The sequence below is a fragment of the Solibacillus sp. FSL K6-1554 genome (assembly GCF_038005185.1).
Taxonomy (GTDB): domain Bacteria; phylum Bacillota; class Bacilli; order Bacillales_A; family Planococcaceae; genus Solibacillus; species Solibacillus silvestris.
This window is the reverse complement of sequence record NZ_JBBOSS010000001.1, coordinates 2504234-2527714: the sequence shown is the minus strand read 5'-3', so window position 1 is coordinate 2527714 and position 23481 is coordinate 2504234. Positions and strand designations below refer to the sequence as shown.

Annotated in this window: 24 protein-coding genes, 1 other RNA gene and 2 other annotated features; of the genes, 19 read left to right on the top strand and 6 right to left on the bottom strand. The window is 38.9% G+C overall.

Features of this window, described 5'->3' with window-relative positions:
* Nucleotides 1–99 precede the first annotated feature (99 nt).
* Entirely contained in the window at nt 100–1701 is a 1602-nt protein-coding gene (locus tag MHB58_RS12585) for an N-acetylmuramoyl-L-alanine amidase (protein ID WP_340735356.1), read from the bottom strand.
* A 156-nt stretch (nt 1702–1857) separates the two neighbouring features.
* Nucleotides 1858–2092 (top strand) — a binding site (T-box leader).
* Nucleotides 2093–2178: 86 nt separating this feature from the next.
* On the opposite strand from MHB58_RS12585, the gene hisS reads away from it, so the two are divergent.
* The 6 genes from hisS to MHB58_RS12555 all read left to right on the top strand — a co-directional run bounded on the left by hisS (nt 2179) and on the right by MHB58_RS12555 (nt 7906).
* The gene (hisS, locus tag MHB58_RS12580; protein WP_008408549.1) at nt 2179–3447 is read left to right on the top strand and encodes a histidine--tRNA ligase; all 1269 of its coding nucleotides are present in this window, start codon (nt 2179–2181) and stop codon (nt 3445–3447) included.
* Between the two features lie 14 nt (nt 3448–3461).
* Nucleotides 3462–5234 (top strand): aspartate--tRNA ligase, encoded by a 1773-nt coding sequence (gene aspS, locus MHB58_RS12575; protein WP_340735355.1) that lies wholly within the window; start codon nt 3462–3464, stop codon nt 5232–5234.
* 157 nt (nt 5235–5391) lie between these two features.
* Nucleotides 5392–5589, top strand: a non-coding RNA gene (gene ssrS / locus MHB58_RS12570) — 6S RNA.
* Between the two features lie 192 nt (nt 5590–5781).
* On the top strand, nt 5782–6543 hold the full coding sequence (locus MHB58_RS12565; RefSeq protein WP_008408546.1) for a tRNA threonylcarbamoyladenosine dehydratase: 762 nt from the start codon (nt 5782–5784) through the stop codon (nt 6541–6543).
* Between the two features lie 319 nt (nt 6544–6862).
* Nucleotides 6863–7267, top strand: coding sequence for an aminopeptidase (locus MHB58_RS12560; RefSeq protein WP_340735354.1), 405 nt, complete (start codon nt 6863–6865; stop codon nt 7265–7267).
* A gap of 144 nt (nt 7268–7411) precedes the next feature.
* Entirely contained in the window at nt 7412–7906 is a 495-nt protein-coding gene (locus tag MHB58_RS12555; RefSeq protein WP_008408543.1) for a hypothetical protein, read from the top strand.
* 65 nt (nt 7907–7971) lie between these two features.
* Here MHB58_RS12555 and MHB58_RS12550 read toward each other — a convergent pair whose 3' ends face one another.
* Nucleotides 7972–9252 (bottom strand): replication-associated recombination protein A, encoded by a 1281-nt coding sequence (locus MHB58_RS12550; protein WP_065215662.1) that lies wholly within the window; start codon nt 9250–9252, stop codon nt 7972–7974.
* Between the two features lie 133 nt (nt 9253–9385).
* On the opposite strand from MHB58_RS12550, the gene cymR reads away from it, so the two are divergent.
* From cymR to MHB58_RS12495, 11 genes are all read left to right on the top strand, one after another.
* Entirely contained in the window at nt 9386–9805 is a 420-nt protein-coding gene (gene cymR / locus MHB58_RS12545) for a cysteine metabolism transcriptional regulator CymR (protein WP_008408540.1), read from the top strand.
* Nucleotides 9806–9829: 24 nt separating this feature from the next.
* Nucleotides 9830–10975 carry a cysteine desulfurase family protein gene (locus tag MHB58_RS12540; protein ID WP_340735353.1) on the top strand — a complete coding sequence of 382 codons (1146 nt, stop codon included), beginning with the start codon at nt 9830–9832 and terminating at the stop codon, nt 10973–10975.
* 59 nt (nt 10976–11034) lie between these two features.
* Nucleotides 11035–12153 carry a tRNA 2-thiouridine(34) synthase MnmA gene (mnmA, locus tag MHB58_RS12535; RefSeq protein WP_008408537.1) on the top strand — a complete coding sequence of 373 codons (1119 nt, stop codon included), beginning with the start codon at nt 11035–11037 and terminating at the stop codon, nt 12151–12153.
* A 57-nt stretch (nt 12154–12210) separates the two neighbouring features.
* Nucleotides 12211–12876 carry a tetratricopeptide repeat protein gene (locus MHB58_RS12530; RefSeq protein WP_340735352.1) on the top strand — a complete coding sequence of 222 codons (666 nt, stop codon included), beginning with the start codon at nt 12211–12213 and terminating at the stop codon, nt 12874–12876.
* A 163-nt stretch (nt 12877–13039) separates the two neighbouring features.
* Nucleotides 13040–13681 carry a hypothetical protein gene (locus MHB58_RS12525; protein WP_008408535.1) on the top strand — a complete coding sequence of 214 codons (642 nt, stop codon included), beginning with the start codon at nt 13040–13042 and terminating at the stop codon, nt 13679–13681.
* A complete protein-coding gene (locus MHB58_RS12520; RefSeq protein ID WP_340735351.1) occupies nt 13678–15045 on the top strand; it encodes a hypothetical protein in 1368 nt (455 codons plus the stop codon). The genes MHB58_RS12525 and MHB58_RS12520 overlap by 4 nt, the downstream gene beginning before the upstream one ends.
* A 50-nt stretch (nt 15046–15095) precedes the next feature.
* Nucleotides 15096–15297: a binding site (T-box leader), on the top strand.
* Between the two features lie 54 nt (nt 15298–15351).
* Nucleotides 15352–16740: an anthranilate synthase component I gene (gene trpE, locus MHB58_RS12515; protein WP_340735350.1), complete on the top strand. Its 1389-nt coding sequence runs from the start codon at nt 15352–15354 to the stop codon at nt 16738–16740.
* Nucleotides 16737–17318, top strand: coding sequence for an anthranilate synthase component II (locus MHB58_RS12510; protein ID WP_340735349.1), 582 nt, complete (start codon nt 16737–16739; stop codon nt 17316–17318). Before trpE ends, MHB58_RS12510 begins: the two co-directional genes overlap by 4 nt.
* Complete coding sequence (locus MHB58_RS12505; protein WP_340735348.1) at nt 17315–17671, top strand: DUF5071 domain-containing protein; 357 nt, start codon at nt 17315–17317, stop codon at nt 17669–17671. Before MHB58_RS12510 ends, MHB58_RS12505 begins: the two co-directional genes overlap by 4 nt.
* Nucleotides 17672–17793: 122 nt before the next feature.
* A complete protein-coding gene (locus tag MHB58_RS12500) occupies nt 17794–18288 on the top strand; it encodes an RNA polymerase sigma factor (RefSeq protein ID WP_065215667.1) in 495 nt (164 codons plus the stop codon).
* Nucleotides 18278–19141, top strand: coding sequence for a hypothetical protein (locus tag MHB58_RS12495; protein ID WP_340735347.1), 864 nt, complete (start codon nt 18278–18280; stop codon nt 19139–19141). Before MHB58_RS12500 ends, MHB58_RS12495 begins: the two co-directional genes overlap by 11 nt.
* A gap of 55 nt (nt 19142–19196) precedes the next feature.
* Here MHB58_RS12495 and MHB58_RS12490 read toward each other — a convergent pair whose 3' ends face one another.
* Nucleotides 19197–19667: a glutathione peroxidase gene (locus tag MHB58_RS12490; protein ID WP_014823425.1), complete on the bottom strand. Its 471-nt coding sequence runs from the start codon at nt 19665–19667 to the stop codon at nt 19197–19199.
* 239 nt (nt 19668–19906) lie between these two features.
* Between MHB58_RS12490 and MHB58_RS12485 the strand changes: the two genes are divergently transcribed.
* Nucleotides 19907–20758, top strand: coding sequence for a DegV family protein (locus MHB58_RS12485; RefSeq protein WP_014823426.1), 852 nt, complete (start codon nt 19907–19909; stop codon nt 20756–20758).
* A 20-nt stretch (nt 20759–20778) separates the two neighbouring features.
* On the opposite strand, the gene MHB58_RS12480 is transcribed toward MHB58_RS12485, so the two are convergent.
* The 3 genes from MHB58_RS12480 to MHB58_RS12470 form a co-directional block, all read right to left on the bottom strand.
* A complete protein-coding gene (locus MHB58_RS12480; protein WP_340735346.1) occupies nt 20779–21984 on the bottom strand; it encodes an MFS transporter in 1206 nt (401 codons plus the stop codon).
* A gap of 73 nt (nt 21985–22057) precedes the next feature.
* Entirely contained in the window at nt 22058–22546 is a 489-nt protein-coding gene (locus MHB58_RS12475) for a hypothetical protein (protein WP_340735345.1), read from the bottom strand.
* On the bottom strand, nt 22543–23007 hold the full coding sequence (locus MHB58_RS12470; protein WP_087616099.1) for a hypothetical protein: 465 nt from the start codon (nt 23005–23007) through the stop codon (nt 22543–22545). The genes MHB58_RS12475 and MHB58_RS12470 overlap by 4 nt, the downstream gene beginning before the upstream one ends.
* A gap of 224 nt (nt 23008–23231) precedes the next feature.
* Here MHB58_RS12470 and rpmG point away from each other — a divergent pair, with 224 nt between their 5' ends.
* Nucleotides 23232–23381, top strand: a complete 150-nt coding sequence (gene rpmG / locus MHB58_RS12465; RefSeq protein ID WP_008408521.1) for a 50S ribosomal protein L33 — start codon at nt 23232–23234, stop codon at nt 23379–23381.
* Nucleotides 23382–23481 lie beyond the last annotated feature (100 nt).

Genomic DNA, 23481 nt, shown 5'->3' with positions numbered 1-23481 from the left:
AAATCAATTTTTAACGCTCAGCAAAAAAATGCTATTTTTCTCTTAGAGAAAAATAGCATTTTTGGGTTATGATCCAGCGTATTTAAAAATGGTAATAATTTATTCAAGCTGGTCGTCGAAATAGTTTAATAACCCTTGATAAATGCCCAGTGTTGCTTGTTCCCGGTAATAATCTGTAGTAATTGCCCGTTCTTCAGAAGGATTACTTAAATAACCGAGCTCAAGCAATATAGCATTTTGCCGGTTTTCACGTAGCACTAAATAGTTTCCGAAGCGCGGTCCACGGTCCTTCAAGTTAACTTTTGATGCCAAGCCTTCATGAACATATTCGGCAAGCTTTTGCTGGTAACCATTTGTATAATAGGTCGTAAAGCCGCTCACTGAACTATCTTCATTTGCGTCATAGTGAATACTGATAAACGCATCGGCACTTGCCTGATGCGACACTGCTACACGCTTTCGCAAGTCGACAAATATATCAGATTCCCGTGTCATGACAACATTTGCACCGGCAGCCTGTAATTTGGAACGGAGCATTTCTGCTGTAATAATATTAATATCTTTTTCGTCGGTTCCACGAACGCCGGTAGTACCACGGTCATTACCGCCATGACCGGCATCCAGCACGATTGTTAGGCCTTTTAATGTACCCTGTTTACGCTCGGCTACTTGACTTGTATTGTTTTGGGATGTAGTTCCCTGTGAATTGTTTTTACTTACAACCCAGTTTGCGACATACGCAGTCTGTTGATCTTTTACTGCGATTTTAAACCAGTCGCCTTCACTTTCCACTATCGGATATGTATGACCAGCATCTGCGATAACGACTACATTTGAAGAAGTAGAAGGGGATTCCCTTAAGTTTGTCCCGTTATAAATAATCGTGACAAAGTTTTTCGCTTCTTCTTTCTCAGATGAATGATTTTGTTTCAATTGTTTTGTGAAAGTTCCGTAAAAGCTGTAAATCCAACCCTTTTTGCCTTTTTCATATTCAATCTCGACCCAATTATGATCGCGGCTAAGCACTTTAAACTGTTGGCCCTCCGATGCAAGTCCTAATTTTTTTGCTGTTAAATCAGGTTTTTTTCGGATGTTTACGGCACTTACATTAACGGTAAATGTATTCGGATCAATTTGCTCTATAGGTTCATTTGATTGTTCCTGTTGCACATTATCAGTTGGAGATTCCGGTGTTTCCGACTTTGCATCTTTTACTGTGACATATTCTGCGAATACCCAACCTGTCATTTCCCCGAACTGAATTTGAATCCAATCCTGTTCCTGTTGTAAAAATTTACTTTCCGTCCCGGAAGAGATTTTCGTCAGCACAGATGCGGATAATGATGGCGCTACGCGAACATTTAAGGAGTCCACTTGAGAAATGACCGTTTTGTCTGATGAAGAGTCTTTTTGCACATTTGCTGTTTTCACAAGCCATGCCGCAACCCAGCCTTCTTGTTGTCCGACCTGAACATGGTGCCAATCACCTTGTTTTTCAATCGAAATGATCTCAGTTCCTTCTTTTAACGTATCGATGATCGGATAAGAAAGACCGGGACCTTCACGTAAATATAAAATTTCCGCGTTTACATACAACGGTTCCCCGTTGGCATAAGCAGGGCGAGCGGAAAAATTATACGGAATTACCGCTGTGAACAATAATAAAATTGATAAACCAACTATTATTTTATTTTTTTTCATAGTTTCCTCCTTTTAAAATTATTTTGTTTAAATGACCCTTTCACTATATCCCCCTATATTATAAAAGTATTTATGACAAAAAATATAGCGTTTTTTTGAAAATGGTTGACAACTTGTCATGACATCATTAAGATTAGTGTTAATTTAACAAAAGTAACATTGCCAATGACCAAACAAGTAGCGGTTGCCAATGCTGAAAAGAGAGGGAAAGACATAGGCTGTAATCTTTCCTGCAGTATGTAACATGTGAACAACAGTTGAGAGGCGTTTCCTCGAAAAATTTTTTCTAGTAGGGGAAGACGGAATCGGCCGTTATCCGAATTCGAGAGGATGTAGAGATACATCAATTAGGGTGGAACCGCGGAAGAATTTACAAGCTTTCGTCCCTTGCAGTTTTTGCAAGGGACGAAAGCTTTTTTTATTTTCTTCTTTCTTCAGCTCGCAATGTGTTTGGTCAATTAAGAGAGGAGTGCTTTTATGAATTTTAAAGTACCAAAAGGAACACAGGATATTTTACCGGGTCAATCCGAAAAATGGCAGTATGTAGAACGTGTCATCCGTGATTTATGTGAAAAATATCGCTATAACGAAATTCGCACACCAATGTTTGAATCAACAGAACTGTTTCAACGCGGTGTAGGCGATACAACGGATATCGTACAAAAAGAAATGTATACATTTACGGACAAAGGAAATCGTTCGTTAACATTACGTCCAGAAGGAACAGCTTCAGCGGTACGTGCATACGTGGAGCATAAAATGTTCGGTCAGGCAGATCAACCTGTCAAACTTTATTATACAGGTCCAATGTTCCGTTATGAACGTCAACAGGCAGGACGCTATCGCCAATTCGTACAGTTTGGTGTAGAAGCAATCGGCTCAGCTGATCCGGCAATTGATGCGGAAGTAATGGCACTTGCAATGGATGTCTATACAACACTTGGTTTGTCCGATTTAAAATTAGTCATTAATTCATTAGGTGACAAAGATACTCGTGATGCGCACCGCAGTGCGTTAATTGAGCATTTCACTCCGGTTGTTGGGGAGCTTTGCAGTGATTGTCAAAGCCGTCTGGAGAAAAATCCTTTACGTATTTTAGATTGTAAAGTAGATGCTAAACACCCGGCAATGGCTACTGCACCGGCTTTAACAAATTATTTGACGGATTCTTCTGCAGAATACTTCACGAAAGTAAAACAATATTTGGATGTACTGGGCATTTCCTATGAAGTGGATCCTAACTTAGTACGTGGTCTTGATTACTATAATCATACGGCGTTTGAAATTATGATTACCGGTGAAGGGTTCGGTTCAATTACGACACTTTGCGGTGGCGGGCGCTATAACGGTTTAGTTGAAGATATTGGCGGACCGGAATCACCTGGTATCGGTTTTGCCCTATCAATTGAACGATTATTATTAGCGCTTGAAGCAAAAAACATCGAGCTTGCAACGGGAAATAATCTGGAAATGTATGTTGTGGCAATGGGTGAAGAAGCTAAACTCAAAGCAGTGGAACTTGTAAGTTCGTTCCGCGCAAAAGGCATTTCAGCAGATATGGATTATTTGGACCGGAAAATGAAAGCGCAAATGAAAGCTGCTGACCGTGCGAATGCGAAATTTGTCATTGTATTAGGTGAGTCAGAATTAGAAGAGCAAGCAGTAAACGTCAAAACAATGGAAACAGGCGATCAGACAAAAGTGGAATTCGGTCAGCTTGTCCAATACGTTTTAGAAAACAAATAGTTGGAGGAATAACAATGGCGCAAAGAACACATGCATGTGGCTTAGTAACAGCTGCAGAAGCGGGACAGGAAGTTGTATTAAAAGGTTGGGTACAAAAACGTCGTGATTTAGGCGGATTAATTTTCGTGGATATGCGTGACCGTGAAGGGATCGTACAGGTAGTTTTCGGTGATCAAGCGAAAGACGCTTTAGAACTTGCCAATAAAATTCGTAATGAATTTGTCATTGAAGTAAAAGGTACAGTAGTTTTACGTGATGCTTCCCAAATTAACAAAAATATGAAGACAGGCGAAATCGAAGTGGTGGCTTCTGAACTGACGATTATTAATGAAGCAAAAAACCCGCCATTCGCAATCGATAACAATGCGGAAGTTTCGGAAGAGTTACGTTTGAAATACCGCTATTTGGATTTACGTCGCCCTGTAATGTATGACACATTTAAGATGCGCTCTGATGTAACACGTACAATCCGCAATTTCTTACAAAACGAAGGCTTCCTGGAAGTGGAAACACCAATTTTAACGAAATCAACACCAGAAGGAGCACGTGACTATTTAGTTCCATCTCGTGTACATGATGGTGAATTTTATGCATTACCGCAATCACCACAGTTATTTAAACAGCTATTAATGGTAGGTGGCTTTGAGAAGTACTTCCAAATTGCTCGTTGTTTCCGGGATGAAGATTTGCGTGCAGACCGTCAGCCGGAATTTACACAAGTCGACATCGAAACTTCATTCTTATCAATGGATGAAATTATTGAAATGAACGAACGTCTTCTTACTCAAGTTATGAAAGATGTAAAAGGCATTGATGTCGTTACACCATTCCCGCGCATGAGCTATAAAGAAGCAATGGATCGTTTCGGTTCAGATAAACCAGATGTTCGTTTCGGACTGGAATTAAAACAGCTTTCAGACATCGTAAAAGAATCAGCATTCGGTGTATTTGCTAACGCAGTGGCAAATGGCGGTGAAGTGAAGGCAATCAATGTAAAAGGCGCAGCAGCAAACTATTCACGTAAAGATATTGATGCATTAGGCGAGTTTGCAGGCCGTTACGGGGCAAAAGGGTTAGCATGGTTAAAAGTGACAGAAGAAGGCTTGAATGGCCCGATTGCGAAGTTCTTTGAAGGCGAAGCAGCTGACACAATCATCCAAGCAACACAAGCACAGGCTGGTGACTTATTATTATTCGTTGCAGACAAATCTTCTGTAGTTGCAGACGCACTTGGCGCATTACGTTTAAAATTAGGAAAAGAACTAGGCTTAATCGATGAGTCGAAATTCGAATTTTTATGGATTGTTGATTGGCCATTATTCGAATACGATGAGGCGGAAGGTCGTTACTATGCGGCCCACCATCCATTCACTCGCCCATTTGATGAAGATTTAGAGTTAATGAATACAAACCCTAAAGAAGTTCGTGCACAGGCATATGATATCGTATTAAACGGTTATGAGCTTGGCGGCGGATCACTACGTATTTATGAGCCGGATTTACAAGCAAAAATGTTTGAACTGCTTGGATTTACTGAAGAAGAAGCGCGTGCACAGTTCGGCTTCTTACTTGAAGCATTTGACTACGGCGTTCCTCCACATGGTGGTTTGGCGATGGGACTTGACCGATTAGTAATGCTTCTTGCTGGCCGTACAAACTTACGTGATACAATTGCATTCCCTAAAACGGCAACAGCTAGCTGTTTATTAACAGATGCACCATCACAAGTTTCAGATGCACAGCTTGAAGAGTTAAGCTTACGTATCGCAGCGACAGCAAAAAAATAAATGTTAAGGTACTTCTTCTCACGGGAAGAAGTACCTTTTTAAATAAAGTAAATTGGAACCATATTATTCTAAAAAATTAGTACAATTTTAATAATTTATAAGAATGGAATGTTTTCGATTGAATAATCAGAATATTGGTGTTAATATAACACTAATACGAATCCTGATGTGTTCGTCGCTATATTTGTTACTAAACACTTTTGACCGAACAATAAATCGTTGGGAGCTACTATTACCGTAGAAGCAAACATGCCCCATTTGGAGCGGGAAGTTTAACGCTGCGATTAGTGCACCCCCTTGCTATAGACGCGGGATCAAAACGATGTTGTAGCAAGACGGCATTTTTGGGATTCGTCCATTTCTAATTTTACTCTTCTACTTTTATGTAGAAGAGTATTTTTATTTTGTTATAATAACTGGAATTGGAGCATTCCTGAAATGATATTATGGGAAATGCTGCTTTCTGTCATTAGATTGTTGCTTGCATCTCGTATATGATGTCGTTATAATGCCTAGTAGAATGATAAAGATTGAGGGGTAAAATTAGATGTTACATCAATTTTCACGAAACGAGTTAGCTATTGGAACAGAAGGGTTAGAAAAGCTGAAAGAAACGACAGTCGCAATTTTAGGTGTAGGCGGTGTAGGCTCGTTTGCGGCAGAAGCATGTGCACGCAGCGGGATTGGCCGTATCATATTAGTAGATAAAGATAATGTTGATATTACGAATGTCAATCGTCAATTAGTTGCATATCTATCAACAGTTGGAAAATCAAAATCTGCTATTATGAAAGAACGGATTGCAGATATTAACCCGGAGTGTGAAGTAATTGATATGCATATGTTTTATACAGAAGAAACGTATGAACAGTTTTTCGCACAAGGAATTGATTATGTAATCGATGCATCCGATACAGTTATGTACAAAATCCATATTATGAAAGAATGTTTAAAACGCAACATTCCAATTATCTCAAGCATGGGTGCTGCCAATAAAATGGATCCTACACGATTCCAAATTGCCGATATTTCAAAAACGCATACAGATCCACTGGCAAAAGTAATCCGTACTAAACTGCGTAAAGAAGGCATTAAAAAAGGTGTAACTGTTGTATTTTCAGACGAATCCCCAATTGTCGTACGTCCGGACGTTGCACAATATGTAGGAAAGCCTGAAGCGGAAATCCGCAAAGCACAATTACCACCTTCATCTAATGCATTCGTACCTTCTGTTGCCGGATTAATTGCAGCAAGCTGGGTTATTAATACGATTTTAAAAGATATCGAAATTAAACGTGTTCAAGGGTAATTCGTAAACTTCCATAAATGAAAGGATGTGTAAAAGGGATTTCGAAACCTTTTAACACATCTTTTTTATTGAGGAATTGTTAAATGATATTTATTGATTTAAACGTTGTTTTTACATCTAAAACGTCATTAGACAATTAATGAATCATCAAAGTTATCTTTCCGTTAATCAAATTATTGCGTATTAAATTACATACTTATATTAGTTTATACAAAAATTTCCTCATAAAGTGGTTTTGTCATGAATGGTTATTCATTAAATGGAATACAATATTATTGTGATAAAACAATAAAAATGTTTAAGAAATGGAGCTTAAGAAATGGTCATACAACAATTGGAATACCGGGGTTTGAATTTACATGATGTGATCGGCTCAGTGGAAATTGCAATTGATGTCGATTTAAATACGATTCACATTTATGACACCGATCATATTGTTGAACCTGAATATGATTTTTTAACGAAAAACTTCAAGCTAAGTGAAGGTTTCTGGAAAATGGCGAATGTAATAAAAGAAAAGCAATTATTTTTGAGCAATGATGAAAAAAATTTAGATGTATGGATTGAATCATTTAATTGGTTTTTTTACAGTTCAGGCCCTTCCGTTAAAATCTATAAACTGGGTGAGATGGTTGTATTTAAAAACGACTATATAAATATAGAGAAGTTATTGTATGAAAAGTACTTTTCCCGTTTGACGGGTGAATCTTTAAATGGCAAATGACATAATATTCTATTAAGAGAATAATTATGGCAAAAATATGGCAGGATTTTAATGATTTTTTCGTTTTTGAAGAAAAATTCCTTTTTTTTGCTATAGTTAGATTGTATTGATAATATGCATGGGGATGCAAGGAGGAACGATAGAATGACAATCGAAATGAAAAATGATTTATTGAATTTGCCGAGTCTGCAGTTGAAGATGGATACAATCGTTTTTGAAAATATCGATACAAAACCAAATTGGTCGAAAGCTTTTGAGCAGCTTGATGGATTATTGCACAAAGTAGCGAATAATTTTAATTATTTCATTGCTAAAAATGACGGGGAACTGCCATCAAGCACTACTTATTGGACGCTTTATATGGATATTGCTTCAAAACTTTTATACTTTACCGGTTTAGCGCATGCCAATTTAATTGCGGAAGATGATATGGATGCACGTGCACATGTGAGTAAGTTTTATGAGTTAAGTGCGAGCTGTATTCCAAACGCGCATACTGAAAATAATGAAGAATTGCTTTCGGAGATTCAAAAGAGTATTTACCAGTTAAGCGGTGAAGAAGTTAAGCTGACTGTTGCCGACAATGTGGAGCAGTGTATTAAAGCATTTAAGAAATTTGCAGAGTCATACGAAAAGTAAAATATAAAAGAGTCATTTTCATTGATTTGAAAATGACTCTTTTTGTATTCGTTATAAATTGTCTTTTATTTCTTAAAGGATTTTAGCTTCTCATATATAGCGGCCATTCTTTTTTCTTCACCTGCTATGACGGGCTTATAAAATTCGGTACCTGCCAATTCATCCGGTAAATATTGCTGTTGCACCCAGCCACCAAATGTTCCAAGAGGGGAATCGTGAGGGTATTTGTAACCGACATGACCGAGTTCTGCCGCACCCGCATAATGAGCATCTTTTAGATGGTTCGGTATATCACCGGTTTTCCCTTCATGAATTGCTGCAATCGCTGAATCCAATGCTTTATAGGCTGAATTCGATTTGTCCGATAAACACATTTCAACGACAGCGGTTGCAAGTGGTATGCGTGCTTCCGGCAACCCGAGTTTCACGGCAGCTTCCGTCGCTGCCTGCACATGTGCTCCGACACTAGGATTCGCAAGTCCGATATCTTCATAGGCCATGACGAGCAGTCTTCGACATACTGCAACTAAGTCCCCATTTTCGAGCAAATGAGCCAAATAATAGAGCGCAGCATTTGGATCGCTGCCTCGTACCGATTTTTGAAGGGCAGACAATAAGTTATAGAAATGAGAGCCCCCTTTATCCCCAAAAACCCCAATTCTTTTTGCAAGTGCGTCGATCGCATTATCGTTGATAATAGTTACTCCGTCTTTTTCATCTGAAGCATAATAGACCGATTCCAAAAGGGTTAATGCTTTTCTGGCATCTCCGTTGGAAGCATTGGCAATTTTTTCGATTTGCTGTTCGGTTATATCAATTTCTAAATGTCCAAGCCCACGTTCTTTATCTGCCAATGCCTGATTGAGTAGTTGAATGATATCATCGCCTGTTAAGCGTTCCAATTGTAATATTTCCCCGCAGCGCGAACGGATGGCAGGGTTTACATCATGGAACGGGTTTTCCGTTGTTGCCCCGATTAAGACGATTGAACCGTTTTCCACATGCGGCAGCAATGTATCTTGCTGAAGTTTGTTGAAGCGGTGGATTTCATCTAAAAATAAGAGGACTTTACCGCTCATACGCGCGTCCATCACGATTTGCTCAATATCTTTCTTCCCAGCATGTGTTGCGTTCAATGCAAAGAACGGAATTTTCGAACTCCCTGCAATGGCGTTGGCAATCGATGTTTTTCCAACTCCCGGAGGTCCGTATAGCAACATCGAAGGTACATGTCCTTTTTCGATCATTCTAAACAATGGTGTTGCTGATCCAATTATATGCTGTTGACCGACAATTTCATGAATTGTACGAGGTCTCATTTTATAGGCGAGCGGTTCATTTTGCATAATTTTTCGCTCCTTTTCTTTTCAGTTAAATAAATTGGTTATTGTTAATTATCATAAAGTATTTCCGAGTGGTTTAAAAGGAGTTGTGTTATAATGAATAATATTATAGGACTAGAAAATAAGAGGTGTAACGATGAAAATATCGACTAAAGGGCGTTACGGTTTAACGATTATGATTGAATTGGCAAAGCATTATGGTGAAGGACCGATTCCGTTGCGACAAATTGCTGCGGATAAAGATTTATCTGAAGCGTATTTAGAGCAATTAGTGTCTCCACTCCGCAATGCAGGTCTAGTAAAAAGTGTTCGTGGTGCATACGGCGGCTATATGTTGGCACATAAACCTAATGAAATTTCGGCTGCTGATGTCATCCGCGTATTGGAAGGCCCGATCCAGCCGGTTGAAGGAATTGAAAACGAGGAAGCGCCACAGCGTGAACTGTGGATGCGTATTCGGGATGCAGTGAAAAATGTATTGGATACAACGACGATTGATGATTTGGCAAAATATACGAATAATGAAGTATCTGACGGTTACATGTTTTACATTTAGTGTTATTTAAAGGAGTTAGTTAGTTTGAAAAATTCAATTTATCTTGATCATGCCGCTACTTCGCCAATTGCATCGGAAGTAATTGATGTAATGGCACGTGCAATGGCAGAGGAAAGCGGTAATGCATCAAGTATTCATACAGTTGGACGCAGTGCACGTAAAGCACTGGATGAATCTCGGGCTAGTTTGGCAGCCAAATTAAATGCGAAGCCCTCTGAAATTATTTTTACAAGCGGAGGAACAGAAGCCGATAATATGGCCATCTTTGGAACAGCGTATGCGCGCCAAAAAGAAGGTAAACATATTATCACAACCGCAATTGAACACCATGCCGTTTTACATGCGTGTGAAAAGCTTGAAAAAGAAGGTTTCACGGTGACGTATTTACCAGTTGATCAAACGGGACGTATCCGCGCTGAACAGGTAAAAGAGGCTTTACGTGATGATACGATTTTAGTGACGATTATGTATGGTAACAATGAAGTCGGCACAATCCAGCCTATCGCAGAAATTGGTGCGATAGTAAAAGAACATACCGCAACATTTCATACAGATGCTGTACAAGCATTTGGACTGGAAAAAATGGATGTTGAAGCACTCCACGTTGACTTACTAAGTGTTTCGGCGCATAAAATTAATGGTCCCAAAGGAATCGGCTTTTTATATGCAAAAACAGGAGTCAAACTGACAAATATCCTTTATGGTGGCTCACAGGAGAAAAAACGCCGTGCAGGTACCGAAAATGTCCCGGCTGTGATCGCTTTTGCAAAAGCTGCCGAGTTAGCAGGACAGTCTTCACAACAGCGTATGGAGCAGTATAATGGTTTCAAAAATATTTTAATCGAACAGTTCCAGCAGGCGAATATTGATTTTCATCTGAATGGTCATCAAACGAGCGTTTTACCGCATGTATTGAATGTGACTTTCCCCGGGACGGATGTTGAATCATTTTTAATCAATTTGGATATGGCCGGCGTACTCGTATCTAGCGGTTCTGCTTGTACAGCAGGTTCGATTGATCCGTCCCATGTACTTGTTGCAATGTATGGACAGAACGCCCCTGAGCTTCGTAGTTCCATTCGCTTCAGTTTTGGGTTAGGATTAACAGATGAGTTAGTGCGAGAAGCAGGTAAGCGTACTGCTGAAATTGTGAAACGTCTAACTTCGTAAATTTATAAGAAAGACTTCGCGCCTTTTACGCGATTTGTCTAAGAAAAGGTGAATAGTAAATGGTAGAAACAAGAGATCCATCTCAAATTCGAGTAGTTATTGGAATGAGTGGAGGCGTTGATTCATCAGTAGCCGCTTATTTATTAAAACAGCAAGGCTATGATGTAATCGGTATTTTTATGAAAAACTGGGATGATACAGATGAATTCGGTGTATGTACAGCGACAGAAGATTATGATGATGTCATCGCAGTATGCAACCAAATCGGCATTCCGTATTATGCAGTTAACTTTGAAAAACAGTATTGGGACAAAGTGTTTACGTACTTCCTGGAGGAATATAAAGCAGGCCGTACACCGAATCCTGATGTGATGTGCAACAAAGAAATTAAATTCAAAGCCTTCCTGGAGCATGCACTGGCACTTGGCGCGGACTATTTAGCTACAGGCCACTATGCACGTGTAGCGCATGACGAGAATGGTGTGAAAATGCTTCGCGGCATTGATAATAATAAAGACCAAACGTATTTCCTGAATCAGTTAACTTCAGAACAGCTTGAAAAGGTCATGTTCCCAATTGGTCATTTACCGAAGCCTGAAGTGCGTAAAATTGCGGAAGAAGCAGGTTTGGCAACAGCGAAGAAAAAAGATTCAACTGGGATCTGTTTCATCGGTGAACGTAATTTCAAAGAATTTTTAAGCCAGTATCTACCTGCGCAGCCGGGCAATATGGAAACATTTGATGGTGAGGTAAAAGGTACGCACGACGGCTTAATGTACTATACATTAGGGCAACGTCACGGCCTAGGGATCGGCGGAGACGGCGAACCTTGGTTTGTTGTCGGTAAAGATCTAACACGTAACGTATTATATGTTGGCCAAGGTTTCCATCACGATGCCTTGTATTCGGATGCGTTGACAGCGGTAAAAATGAGCTTTACAGGTGAAGCCAAAACGGGCACATTTAATTGCACGGCTAAATTCCGCTATCGTCAGGAAGACTCGCCGGTAACGGTGACTATGCGTGAAGACGGTACAGCATATATTGAATTTGCCGAACCAGTTCGAGCGATTACACCGGGACAAGCGGTTGTATTATATGATGGTGAAGAATGCCTAGGTGGCGGTACAATCGATGGCGTATTTAAAAATAGTGAAAAATTAACATATGTAGGGTAATAGACGATAGACGTTCATTAAAAATGAGCGTCTATACATATTTATAGAGGTGACATAATGGATACAAACTATAATGAAATCGGGATTAAAGCATTCCAGGAAAAGCGTTATGAAGAAGCTGCACAAGCTTTTACACAGGCAATTGAAGCACAGCCGAACGATGCGATCGGCTATGTGAACTTCGGTACATTGCTTGCGGCAATGGGGGATATTGAACGTGCTGAACGTTTTTTCCAAAAGGCGATTACAGTAGACGAAAAAGCTGCTACAGCGTATTACGGATTGGCAAATTTATATTACGAAGCTGAGCGCTATACTGAAGCAGCAAAACTATATCAAAAATCGATCGATTACGGAATCGAAGGGGCAGATGCCTGTTATATGCTGGCTAAATCTTTTGAGCGGGAACAGCAATTCAAGTTGGCCCTGCCATTTATGCAGCGTGCGGCAGAGCTTGCGCCAAAAGATCTGCAAATTCGTTTAGCATACGGAATTTTGCTCTGCTCTTTGGAAATGTTCGATTTTGCGAAGCCGGAGCTGGAATTTGTAATTGAAGAAGACTGGAATAATGCAGATGCGCATTATAATTTAGGTGTATTATACGCGGTAGCTACAACAGATACCGATAAAGCAAAGTATCATTTGAAACAGGCTTATACATTGCAGCCTGAATTTGAACAAGCTAAGTATTTATATGATATGATTTGCCAACGTTCGAACTAAATTTAACATTTTCTCCCGAAAAGATGAAAAGTGATGTGCTGGAAAAGAAGTTTCCAGCACATCACTTTTTTTAATAAAATGATAACGAAATGAAATACTTCACAGCTATAAGTTTATGATATGATGGATGAAACTGACAGTTATTTGAGGTGGGATATTTTACATGGACGCTAAAATAGATGTAGCAGATTGCATGTTTTTAATTTCTGATGAAAAAATGTGCCAATTTCAACAATTGATAGATGAACTTGACTTGTTCACGTTAATACTACCTTTCAGTGAGGATTCATACCAGCGTTCTATCATAATATTTGATATTTGGTATTTACTGAATACAGAAGAGGCTGACCGTATTGCTCATCCCGAAAACATTATGATTTATCCAATGCGGAATTATTTACTAGATAGAATTAAAAACTTTCAAATAAAACGTTATATTCAGCTTGCGTTATATGAGAACGACAAACTGGCATTTATCTGTGCGATATATATTTATTTGAAACTCGATCAGTTTGTTTTAGAGAAAATGAAGAAAAATGAAGAAATTGCGATAAACTTTCTAGCCCTTAGAGAATTCAAAGATAAAAGTTTACGACCTTACTATGATTCGAAATATATAGAAGTTGAAAATTACCCGAAACAACTGGCGTTATTGCAAAGTACGGTAGTAAAAGAATTGCAGGAAATTATGGAGGAACATGAACAGCCACTCAAACTTATATTTGAACAAGCAATTGATGAGGCAAGTGAAATTTATGAAGCTGTATTTGGATTGATAAATGATTGGGGTGGGCGAGTATCATGAAAATTTTAAACCAAATCGAACATTTACGTAATTCATTTATAGAGCTGAAATATATGGAAGTGATTCAGTTTAGCACAATTACATTGCCGACTACTCTCGAAGAAAAGAGATATGATGAAGCTCTTCTATGTTATGAATATTTGGCCTCAGCATATTTTGAAATAGGCAGCTATCGAAATTTTCACGCGGTCATGGATGATTATGAAAAGCTTTGCTTAACATATGGAAACAGTGATAATAAGATGATCTACTACTACTTATACAGTCTCGAACATATCTTTACAAAACATCATGATGAATCAATTGAAGCAGCAAAAAAATCGCTTGAATATGCCCACTTTTTACAGAATGATGAACTTGTCGTTATCAACTACTTCAATTTGGCGGCACAGTACCGTTATACAAATGACTCGGAAAAAGCAACGATCGCCATTCGTTTGGCGGAATTTTATAAACAAAAACTAACTTCAATCAATGCGACGATCGTCCGAGGTTATTTTGGAGCACTCTATTATTATGCATCAACAAATAATGACGTGGAATTTAATCGGATAAAGCATGGCATTTTACAACAGCTCACAGGTAAACATCCTTACTATGAGGGAAGTCTGCTTTTTGCGGAAGCGATTTTAAACTATAATTCTGGGCAAAGACAAGAAAGTCTGAAATTATTTGAGCAGGCTTTTTTACAGTTGGAAAAACAGCGTAACTTTGTATTATTGTCGGTAGTTGAAAGGTATCTGGAGCGTTTTGGCCTAATGAAGCATTTCCGATATAGGGAGGAAATGCAGCAGCTGATTGAAACGAACAAAAGAGAGCCGGAAAATATACGCAAAATACGGAATATACATGATGATTTATTTTTTGAAGAAGAAACGACCGCGCTTAAAATCAAATATCCTCATGTTGTTTCAAAAGAGAGTACGATCCAATATGTAAAACAGGCACTTACAAATAATGAGGCGCTTTACTGTATTCATTGGTGCTTTATAACGGACAAAATTGAAGAGTTGTTCGGCAGTTTATTCACAGAGCAGTTGTTATTTACATTATTTGAATCAATTTATTCGAATATTTTTGAACATAATGCAAAAGTGAATGTATTAACAAAAAATACAGGGGAAGCTTTTATCCAAAATATTTCGGAAGCGGATTTTTTTAAATTGTTGATGAAACTGGAGGAGAAACTTCGAATGAGTGTTGTTCATTCGACATCAGGAGTCGTAGAAATTCCGATTCATTTTGGATTTATCCATTCAGATCAACTTCCACAAGAAGAATTATCGTATGAACAATTAGCCGCCTTTGCCGATGCGAGTCTGTACTATGCAAAATCACATGGGCAACTTTATATTTACAGTTAATTTAAAATAGTTTGTAAAACTCAGGCTGAAACGATACAATAGCAAGTATAGTAAAAGCGATGATGAAAAAAGAGTAGTAAAGCAGCGTTTTATAGAGAGCTGACGGTTGGTGGAAGTCGGTAAACGTACTTTATGAATGGACTTTCTAGCTGCACAGAGGAAATGCTGTGCCGTAGCGCTCACGTTACGAGTTTTGAGTGGACTAATTAATTTAGTCAATAAAGGTGGCACCACGGCTCTTTCGTCCTTTAAATACGAAAGGGCCTTTTTGTGTTCACAAAAAAGAAAAGCTGAGGAGAGATGAGTATGGCAGTAAAGACAGATAAGTATGTAATGAAGCAGGTAAATGGCGATACGTACACGCCTATTTCGATTTTTGAATCGATTGTTGGAACGAAAAAAGTATTATTCGAATCCAATGCAAAATTTAAGCAAAACGGGCGCTATTCCTTCATCGCCTTTAATCCCGTTGGTGAACTGAAAGGGAATGCGGAATCCGGTTCTTATTCTATCCATAATCCGGAGCTGACGGCAGAGCAGAAACCAGTATTAACTTTGTTGAGGGAGCTATTGCCACTTCAAAAAGAAGATGCTCCATTCGCCTTTTTTGGCGGGGCAATCGGTTATTTTGGTTATGAAACAGCATATCATTTTGAACAAATCGGGGAAATTGTAGGCGATGTATACAATATGCCGGATGTTCATGTTTATTTTTATGAAACATTCATCGTCATCGATCATCTGCTACAGCAAGTATCCATTGTAGCAATGGATCTGTTTCAGGTGGGGCATTCGATGGATTTCATGCAACAAAAAGTGGATGATATCGAGCGAATGATGATGTCATCTGTTTCATATAAGCACACAGCAGAAATCGATGTACAGTTCGCACCGACAATTAAAAAAGAACGCTTTATTGAAATGGTTGAAACTGCAAAGCAGCATATACGTAATGGCGACATTTTCCAAGTTGTTTTGTCACAAACGTTTGAAGCTGATTACCGTGAAAATGCATTGACGCTTTACCGCAAACTACGGACGTCAAATGCCTCGCCGTATATGTTCTTTATGGAATTCGGGGATTATACGGTTCTTGGCACATCACCGGAAAGTCTCGTGAAAGTTCAAAAAGGGCTTGTCACAACAAATCCAATTGCCGGTACAAAGCCACGTGGACAAAATGCACAGGAAGATGAAGCAATCGCAAATGCATTGCTGCAAGACGAAAAGGAAATAGCCGAGCATAAAATGCTTGTTGATTTAGGACGAAATGATGTTGGCCGGGTTGCGCAGGTTGGAACAGTAGCTGTTACAAAATATATGGAAATAGAAAAATATAAATATGTGATGCACATCGTTTCTGAAGTAACAGGTAAATTACGGGACGATGCCCACTTAGTCGATGTCATTGCATCAAGCCTGCCTGCAGGTACTGTATCAGGTGCACCGAAAATTCGTGCGATGCAAATTATTAATGAGCTGGAAAAGAGAAAGCGCGGGATTTATGCGGGTGCTATTGGATATTTATCGACTTCGGGGGATATGGATTTAGCCCTTGCAATCCGTACAATGATAATAAAAGATGAGAAAGCTTATGTTCAGGCAGGTGCAGGGATTGTTTATGATTCTGTCCCTGAATTGGAATTTGAAGAAACGTTAAATAAAGCAAAAGCATTGCTGGAGGTGCGCAAATGATTTTACTGATCGATAATTACGATTCATTTACGTATAATCTGTATCACCAAATTGCACAGTTTGGAGAAGACGTAAAAATTATTCGAAATGATGCCATCACAGTTGAGGAAATCCGCGCATTGCAGCCGAAAGCGATTGTTATTTCTCCAGGACCCGGGGAACCGAAAGACGCAGGGATTGTCATTGAAATAATCCGCGATCTTTACAAAGAGATTCCGATATTGGGAATCTGCCTCGGCCATCAATCGATTGGCGAAGCGTTTGGTGCAACGGTGAGCCGTGCCAAAAATATTATGCACGGGAAAACGAGCCTGCTGCAGTTTGAAAAAACGGGTTTGTTTGCACAATTTGAACGAGAAGTAGAAGTGATGCGATATCATTCGCTAATCATTGAAAAACAAACATTGCACGAAGATTTCCACATTGTCGCTACAAGCGCAGATGATGGGGAAATAATGGCCATTCAACATAAGCAATATCCGGTATATGGACTGCAATTCCACCCTGAGTCAATCGGAACAGAACGTGGTAAGGACATGATTAGCATGTTCTTAAAGAAGGTAGAAGTATTAGCATGATTCCAAAAGATAAACATGATATTGCAGCAGTAGAGAAACTGGGGACAATGGAAGTAGAATCGGTCATTCCATTATTGCCGCAGCTGCTTGATTGGGTGCAAGATATGAACTGGCCGATCGCCGAGCCAATGGTAGAACTGCTGCTTCATTATCCCAATGAACTAACACCACTTGTTGAAGAGGTGCTGCTTGGAGATGATGATATGTGGATTTACTGGTGTCTTGTGGCGATTGTACCGAAGCTGCCATTTTATTCGAAGCTCGTTTTGGCAAATGCTGTGGAACAAATTGCCACATGGAGAAAACACCTTTTACTGAAGATAATATTGAAGCCGCAAAAGAAGCTTTATTAAGTTTTCAACCATAAAAGATTCGCCTAATCGTGCATTGGTTAGGCGTTTTTTTAGTGAATTCACATAAAAATGCGTCCAATTTTTAATAAATTCCGTCTATAAGGGTGAAAGGAGGGCGGCTAGTGGAAATTGAGAAGCTAATTGATACATACAGTGACTATTTGTACCGCATTGCTTTTATCTATACAAAGGATCGTTTAGCAGCTGAAGAAGTTGTTCAAGACGTATTTGTAAACTATTATCATAAATCCGATCAGTTTGAACAGAAAGCATCGATTAAAACATATTTAGTGAAAATGACGATTAACCGCAGCTATGATTATTTACGAAGCTGGAAAAATAAGAAGTTCTTTATTGCTCAGTTTTTTCAGCAATATGAAAAAGGTGCGGAACAAATCTATGTCGAGAAGGAATTACAAGGTGAAATAACCGCTGCTGTACTTTCGTTACCGGTTAAAGATCGGGAAGTATTATTACTCTATTATTATGAGGATATGACAGTTTTTGAAATCGCCGAGTTATTAGAGTTGGCAGTATCGACTGTGAAATCGCGATTGCAGCGGGCAAGAGTAAAATTAAAGCCAAAATTAAGCGTGGAGGTGATGGATGATGATTAAGGAGAAGTGGCAGCAAGAATTAAGTAGAGTGCAATTAACGGAACAACAGAAGATAAATTTAATGCAAACGATCGATCATTCCAAACGCCCGAAACGTCATAAGAACTGGACGATTGTGATTGCTCCAATTTTTGTATTTACGGCACTGTTTTTCTTATATTTGATCACGAATGATCCGTTCGTTTCACCTCTTAATCAAGCATCATATCCTGTAACGGAGAGTTATGAAAACGAACATTCAGCTGAAGTTATAAGAAGAGGCAAACATGTGGCCATCATTAGTTTACTGCTAATTCTCAACGGTGTGCTTGCCACAATTGTTTTCTTTACGATGAAGCGATGGCAAAAACCGAAAATACGCAACCTTCGTGAAACAGTTTATAGATGGCGCTATTTGCTTATCATTCTTTCACCGTTTATCGTCTATGCAATCGGGAGCCTAATTCAGAGGTTTGAAGTAGACATCCAGTGGCTGAAACTTAGTATTTTCATGCTTATAAATATTTTGCAAATCGTACTTTTATTTTACTTTGCCCGCAATAGAACAGGGAAAGTATGCTGTCCGCATTGCGGTTATTCGTATTCTAAAAAAGAGCAGAGAAAAATGGTATGTAAGTTTCAACTGGAATTGCGTTGCCCTTCTTGTAGACAAAAACTGTTTTATTCTAAAAAATACCGTCAAATAATTGGGGGCTTATCGATGCTTACTACGCCAACGATTATTTTTTCTTCTTCGTTTGGGTTACCGATTTCATTAACTATTCTAAGTCTGGCTTTTTATGTCCCGGCGATGTTTTTCATCGTTATGCCATTATATTTGGAACTAACAGAGGAAGAGGAATTCTTATTTTAAAAGAGCAGTCGAATATAATATTCGACTGCTTTCTTCTATTATATATAAGTGACCCTTAAAGTAGTTTTGCAATATCGTTTTCTGCTTTTGTCGGTGAATCTTGTGGTGCATAACGTTTAATGACATTCCCATCACGGTCGACTAAAAACTTCGTGAAATTCCACTTTACCGATTGTCCTAAAAGACCTTTTGCTTCGGAGGATAAATGTTTAAATAATGGATGGGCTTCTGCACCGTTCACTTTTATCATTTCGTGCATCGGGAACGTTACACCGTAATCCAAGCGGCAAAATTCGGCAGCTTCCTCCCCGGAAGACAACTCCTGTTTAAATTGGTCGGAAGGGAAGCCGAGTACGACAAATCCTTCTTCCTTATATTTTTCGTATAATTCTTCCAGCTGTGTAAACTGATTTGTAAATCCGCACTTGCTTGCGGTGTTGACAATCATCATTACTTGGCCTTTATATCGATCTAATTCATATTGCTCGCCTTTTTCTGTCTTAACAGGAATATCGTAAATATTCATGCTTTCGTTCCTCCTCGAAACTACTAATATAATGGTTTGTAATTTTATCGTACTTGAAATAAAGCGCACATGTAAAATGATCGCTATCATCAAAACACAAAAATAAAATATGACTCTTGTCGAAATAATGACGGCCACCGAACTTATCTATTCAAATATGACATGTGTCACTGTGCCATTATTGTGATTGCGCTTACATTTTTGGTTGGCATAAAAATTTTACATCAGGGAGTTTTACAATGAACAAAAAAATTGCATGGATTACAGATACGGCAGCTTTATTACCAGAACGTTTTATTCAAGAACACTCAATTCATGTGCTTGCATTGAACATCGTTTTTGAGGAAGGTGCTCTTCGTGAAACAGTGGACATGACGCACGATGAATTTTACGATAAATTAAGAAATTCACCAAAACATCCGAAAACATCTCAGCCAGCATTCGGCGAACATGTGGCATTGTATGAAAAACTAAAAGATCAAGGGTATGACTGTGCCATTGCCATTCATACTTCAGAACAACTATCAGGAACAGTATTGAGTGCTCCAATGGCTGCAGAACAGGCAGGTTTCAAAAGCTATGTCATTGACGCAAAAATTGGTTCATATCCAATGCAAGTGATGCTGGCTCTCGGGATAGAGCTTGAAAATCAAGGACATGCGCCAGAAGTAATCGTTGAGAAAATTGAAGCAATGCGTGGTAAGGCGGAACTTGCTTTCATCCCTGCTAGCTTGGAGCAATTGCATAAAAGTGGACGTGTATCAGGAATGGCCATGTTCCTTAGTAATTTACTGAATATTAAACTCGTAATTGAATACAATAAAGAAGGCGGCGTTGAGGTAACGAAAAAAGTACGCGCTGATAATCGTGCCAAAAAAGCGGTCATCGAAAAACTTGAACGTGCCATTTTAAAGTCACCTGTAAAGGAAGTAGCAATTATTCACTGTAATAATGAAGCAGGGGCTATCGAGTGGAAAAAAGAGTTGTTGAAGGCTTTTCCATCAATTCAATTTACTCCAACACCGCTTTCTGCCTGTGTAGGTGTCCATGCGGGTGAAGGAACATTAGGTTTGACATGGATACGAGAATAAAAAAAATGCAGGGCCACTTTCTAGGGGCTCTGCATTTTTTCGTATTTAGATTGATAGTAATGAATGAAGCCTGCAAAAGCAAATGTAAGAACGAGTGCCGATCCGATGAAAAGGACAATGCCTGTCCATCCGTAGTGCATCCAAAAAATACCGCCTACTGTCCCCCCGATACTTGACCCCATATAATAGGCAAACAAATATAATGAAGATGCTTGTGCTTTGTCGATTTTGGCTAAAAAACTGACCCAGCCGCTTGCAATGGAGTGGGCGCCAAAAAATCCGAAAGTGAAAATAATGAGTCCGCCTACTTTCAACGGCAAACTTATAGGGAAAGTGAGCATTACGCCAACGAACATAATGACAATGCCGCTATATAGAACATTTTGCCGGCCATATTGATCAGACAAATTTCCAAACCATGTAGAGCTCCACGTACCGACTAAATAAACAATAAATAGCCAACTTACAAATGTCATACTTAAATTATAGGGAGGCTCGACCAGTTTGAAGCCGATATAATTGTACATTGTCACAAAGCTGCCCATTAAAGTAAATCCAATCCCGAACAATAAAACAAGCCTTCTATCTTTTATATGCTGGAATAGTGTTTTAGTCAGCAATCGGAATTGTAATGGGCGTGGAGTAAAGTGTTTCGATTCGGGTAGTGCCCATACGAAGTAGCAGCTGATGATAATGCTTAAAACCCCAAGCACAATCATCCCCATCTGCCAGCTGAACAAATCACTCATCGTACCGATTATTATACGCCCTGATAAACCTCCAATCGCATTTCCACTTATGTAAAGACCCATTGCCACGCCTAAGCTGGAAGGATCCATTTCTTCTCCTAAATAAGCCATCCCAATGGCAGGAACCCCGGCAAATACAAAACCTTGAATCATACGCAATGCGAGAATCGTCTCAAAATTGGGAGCAAATGCTAAAGCGAGTGTTAAAAAGGAAGCCGCAAAAATCGAAGCAGTCATCAATTTTTTTCGCCCCCAAGCTTCCGACAATGAACCGAATAGTAACAGGCTAAATGCCAGAATGGATGTAGCAGCAGATAATGATAAACTGGCTACTGCAGGGGATACATTGTAATCATTGGAAAACTGCGGCATTAACGGCTGCGTAATATATAGGTTGGCAAAAGTGATAAAACCTGCAGCAAATAACGCGATATTGGTCATTGTAAAAGCTTTTGTTCCTTTTTTTATATAGTCCATATAATCCCTTCAATCATGAATACTTTTGAATAATCGATAGTTTGGAAGAAGAATTGTATGATACGATTTGTAGTTATTCGGTCGGTTGCCCTGTTAACACTTGGGCAATTTCCTCGATTGTCATATCAGAGCGGAGATCAAATGCACCTTTTTGAATAGAACGTGCAAATTCCGGTTTTGACAAATAAAGTTCAAGTTCACGACCATTTGCTACAATGCCTAAGTCTTCTGCCTGCTGGCCAATTGTATAAATTGAAACATTTTCATAAATATAAATTGTCGCTTCAACAACACCTGAATCAGTTTCTTTTTTTGTAACAGAAGTGTTCTCAGCGGTTGCACTATTCGTTTGCTTGTCCACTTTTGATGGATCGGCGGATACCGGATTTTGCTCCATTAACTGTTTTGAAAGTTCAGCAATTTGTTTTTCATAGTCTTTTACTTGCTTCTCATAAGCGGCGATCTCTTTCTCATTGGAATCAGAAGGGAGCTGGTCAAACAATGCCATGCACGCACCTGCCACAAAAAGACCGATACCAAATGCTCGCAACGATGATTTCATTGTTGACCTCCATTTGCTATAATCGAATGGATTTGGGCATGTGATAATGTGGAGCGTTTACTGATCTCCTCGATCGATAGACCTTGACTATTGAGAGCGAGCACTTGGCTAACTAGAATGCCGTTAATAGGCTTCGTGCTTTTTGGCGGATTAACTTTAGGAGCCGTTCCATTGCTTTGAGCCGCTTTTACTTGTGCTGCCACTTGCTGAAAAGATGAAAACGCTGCTTGCTGCTCTGAGTTTTGTTGGACAGAAGAAGGTTTTCTTACTTGAAAATTAGGTTCTACAAGCAGTTCCTCTTCCAATGCTTTTACGCGTCGTTTTAAAGCATTCGTTTCTTGATAAATATTGATTGATAAATCTTCTACATCTTTTTCAACACGTGCTGATTTATCTTTAAATAATAGGGATATAATAATGACAGCAATACCGGCAATCATTAATATTGAAGAAAGTCCCATATGAAATCCTCCATTTCATTTAATCTATTTCTTAGTTTAGACAGGAAACAAGCAATTTTTATAATAGGAAATGCGTTTTCCTACTGCAGATTCCCTTTATTTTAACATAGTAAAACTTATTAAGAAATCATACTAGATTTTTTGAAACAGTGTGTTATAATAGGTAAGTCGTATAAATCATGCTCAAATAAATTTATTCTTAATTTAGAGTGGGAGGGTTAATGATGCGCGTAAACATTACTTTAGCTTGCACAGACTGCGGCGAACGTAACTACATTTCAAAAAAGAACAAGCGTAACAATCCAGAGCGTCTTGAACTTAAAAAATATTGCTCTCGCGAGAAGAAGTACACTCTTCACCGTGAAACAAAGTAATAATCGCTCATTTAGCCAAAACCACTCGTTGGTTTTGGCTTTTTACTTGCTACCCTCTTAAATTTTACTATGATGATTCAACAAATTTGATTTATGATAG

Bases quoted from the DNA above. Each gene is read 5' to 3' on its own strand.
- MHB58_RS12480 (WP_340735346.1), bottom strand. From the start codon at position 21,984: ATGGACTATATAAAAAAAGGAACAAAAGCTTTTACAATGACCAATATC.
- MHB58_RS12495 (WP_340735347.1), top strand. From the start codon at position 18,278: ATGATGATTAAGGAGAAGTGGCAGCAAGAATTAAGTAGAGTGCAATTA.
- rpmG (WP_008408521.1), top strand. From the start codon at position 23,232: ATGCGCGTAAACATTACTTTAGCTTGCACAGACTGCGGCGAACGTAAC.
- MHB58_RS12550 (WP_065215662.1), bottom strand. From the start codon at position 9,252: ATGCAAAATGAACCGCTCGCCTATAAAATGAGACCTCGTACAATTCAT.
- aspS (WP_340735355.1), top strand. From the start codon at position 3,462: ATGGCGCAAAGAACACATGCATGTGGCTTAGTAACAGCTGCAGAAGCG.
- mnmA (WP_008408537.1), top strand. From the start codon at position 11,035: ATGGTAGAAACAAGAGATCCATCTCAAATTCGAGTAGTTATTGGAATG.
- MHB58_RS12490 (WP_014823425.1), bottom strand. From the start codon at position 19,667: ATGAATATTTACGATATTCCTGTTAAGACAGAAAAAGGCGAGCAATAT.
- hisS (WP_008408549.1), top strand. From the start codon at position 2,179: ATGAATTTTAAAGTACCAAAAGGAACACAGGATATTTTACCGGGTCAA.
- MHB58_RS12505 (WP_340735348.1), top strand. From the start codon at position 17,315: ATGATTCCAAAAGATAAACATGATATTGCAGCAGTAGAGAAACTGGGG.
- cymR (WP_008408540.1), top strand. From the start codon at position 9,386: ATGAAAATATCGACTAAAGGGCGTTACGGTTTAACGATTATGATTGAA.
- MHB58_RS12555 (WP_008408543.1), top strand. From the start codon at position 7,412: ATGACAATCGAAATGAAAAATGATTTATTGAATTTGCCGAGTCTGCAG.
- MHB58_RS12560 (WP_340735354.1), top strand. From the start codon at position 6,863: ATGGTCATACAACAATTGGAATACCGGGGTTTGAATTTACATGATGTG.
- MHB58_RS12475 (WP_340735345.1), bottom strand. From the start codon at position 22,546: ATGAAATCATCGTTGCGAGCATTTGGTATCGGTCTTTTTGTGGCAGGT.
- trpE (WP_340735350.1), top strand. From the start codon at position 15,352: ATGGCAGTAAAGACAGATAAGTATGTAATGAAGCAGGTAAATGGCGAT.
- MHB58_RS12585 (WP_340735356.1), bottom strand. From the start codon at position 1,701: ATGAAAAAAAATAAAATAATAGTTGGTTTATCAATTTTATTATTGTTC.
- MHB58_RS12485 (WP_014823426.1), top strand. From the start codon at position 19,907: ATGAACAAAAAAATTGCATGGATTACAGATACGGCAGCTTTATTACCA.
- MHB58_RS12525 (WP_008408535.1), top strand. From the start codon at position 13,040: ATGGACGCTAAAATAGATGTAGCAGATTGCATGTTTTTAATTTCTGAT.
- MHB58_RS12565 (WP_008408546.1), top strand. From the start codon at position 5,782: ATGTTACATCAATTTTCACGAAACGAGTTAGCTATTGGAACAGAAGGG.
- MHB58_RS12470 (WP_087616099.1), bottom strand. From the start codon at position 23,007: ATGGGACTTTCTTCAATATTAATGATTGCCGGTATTGCTGTCATTATT.
- MHB58_RS12530 (WP_340735352.1), top strand. From the start codon at position 12,211: ATGGATACAAACTATAATGAAATCGGGATTAAAGCATTCCAGGAAAAG.
- MHB58_RS12520 (WP_340735351.1), top strand. From the start codon at position 13,678: ATGAAAATTTTAAACCAAATCGAACATTTACGTAATTCATTTATAGAG.
- MHB58_RS12510 (WP_340735349.1), top strand. From the start codon at position 16,737: ATGATTTTACTGATCGATAATTACGATTCATTTACGTATAATCTGTAT.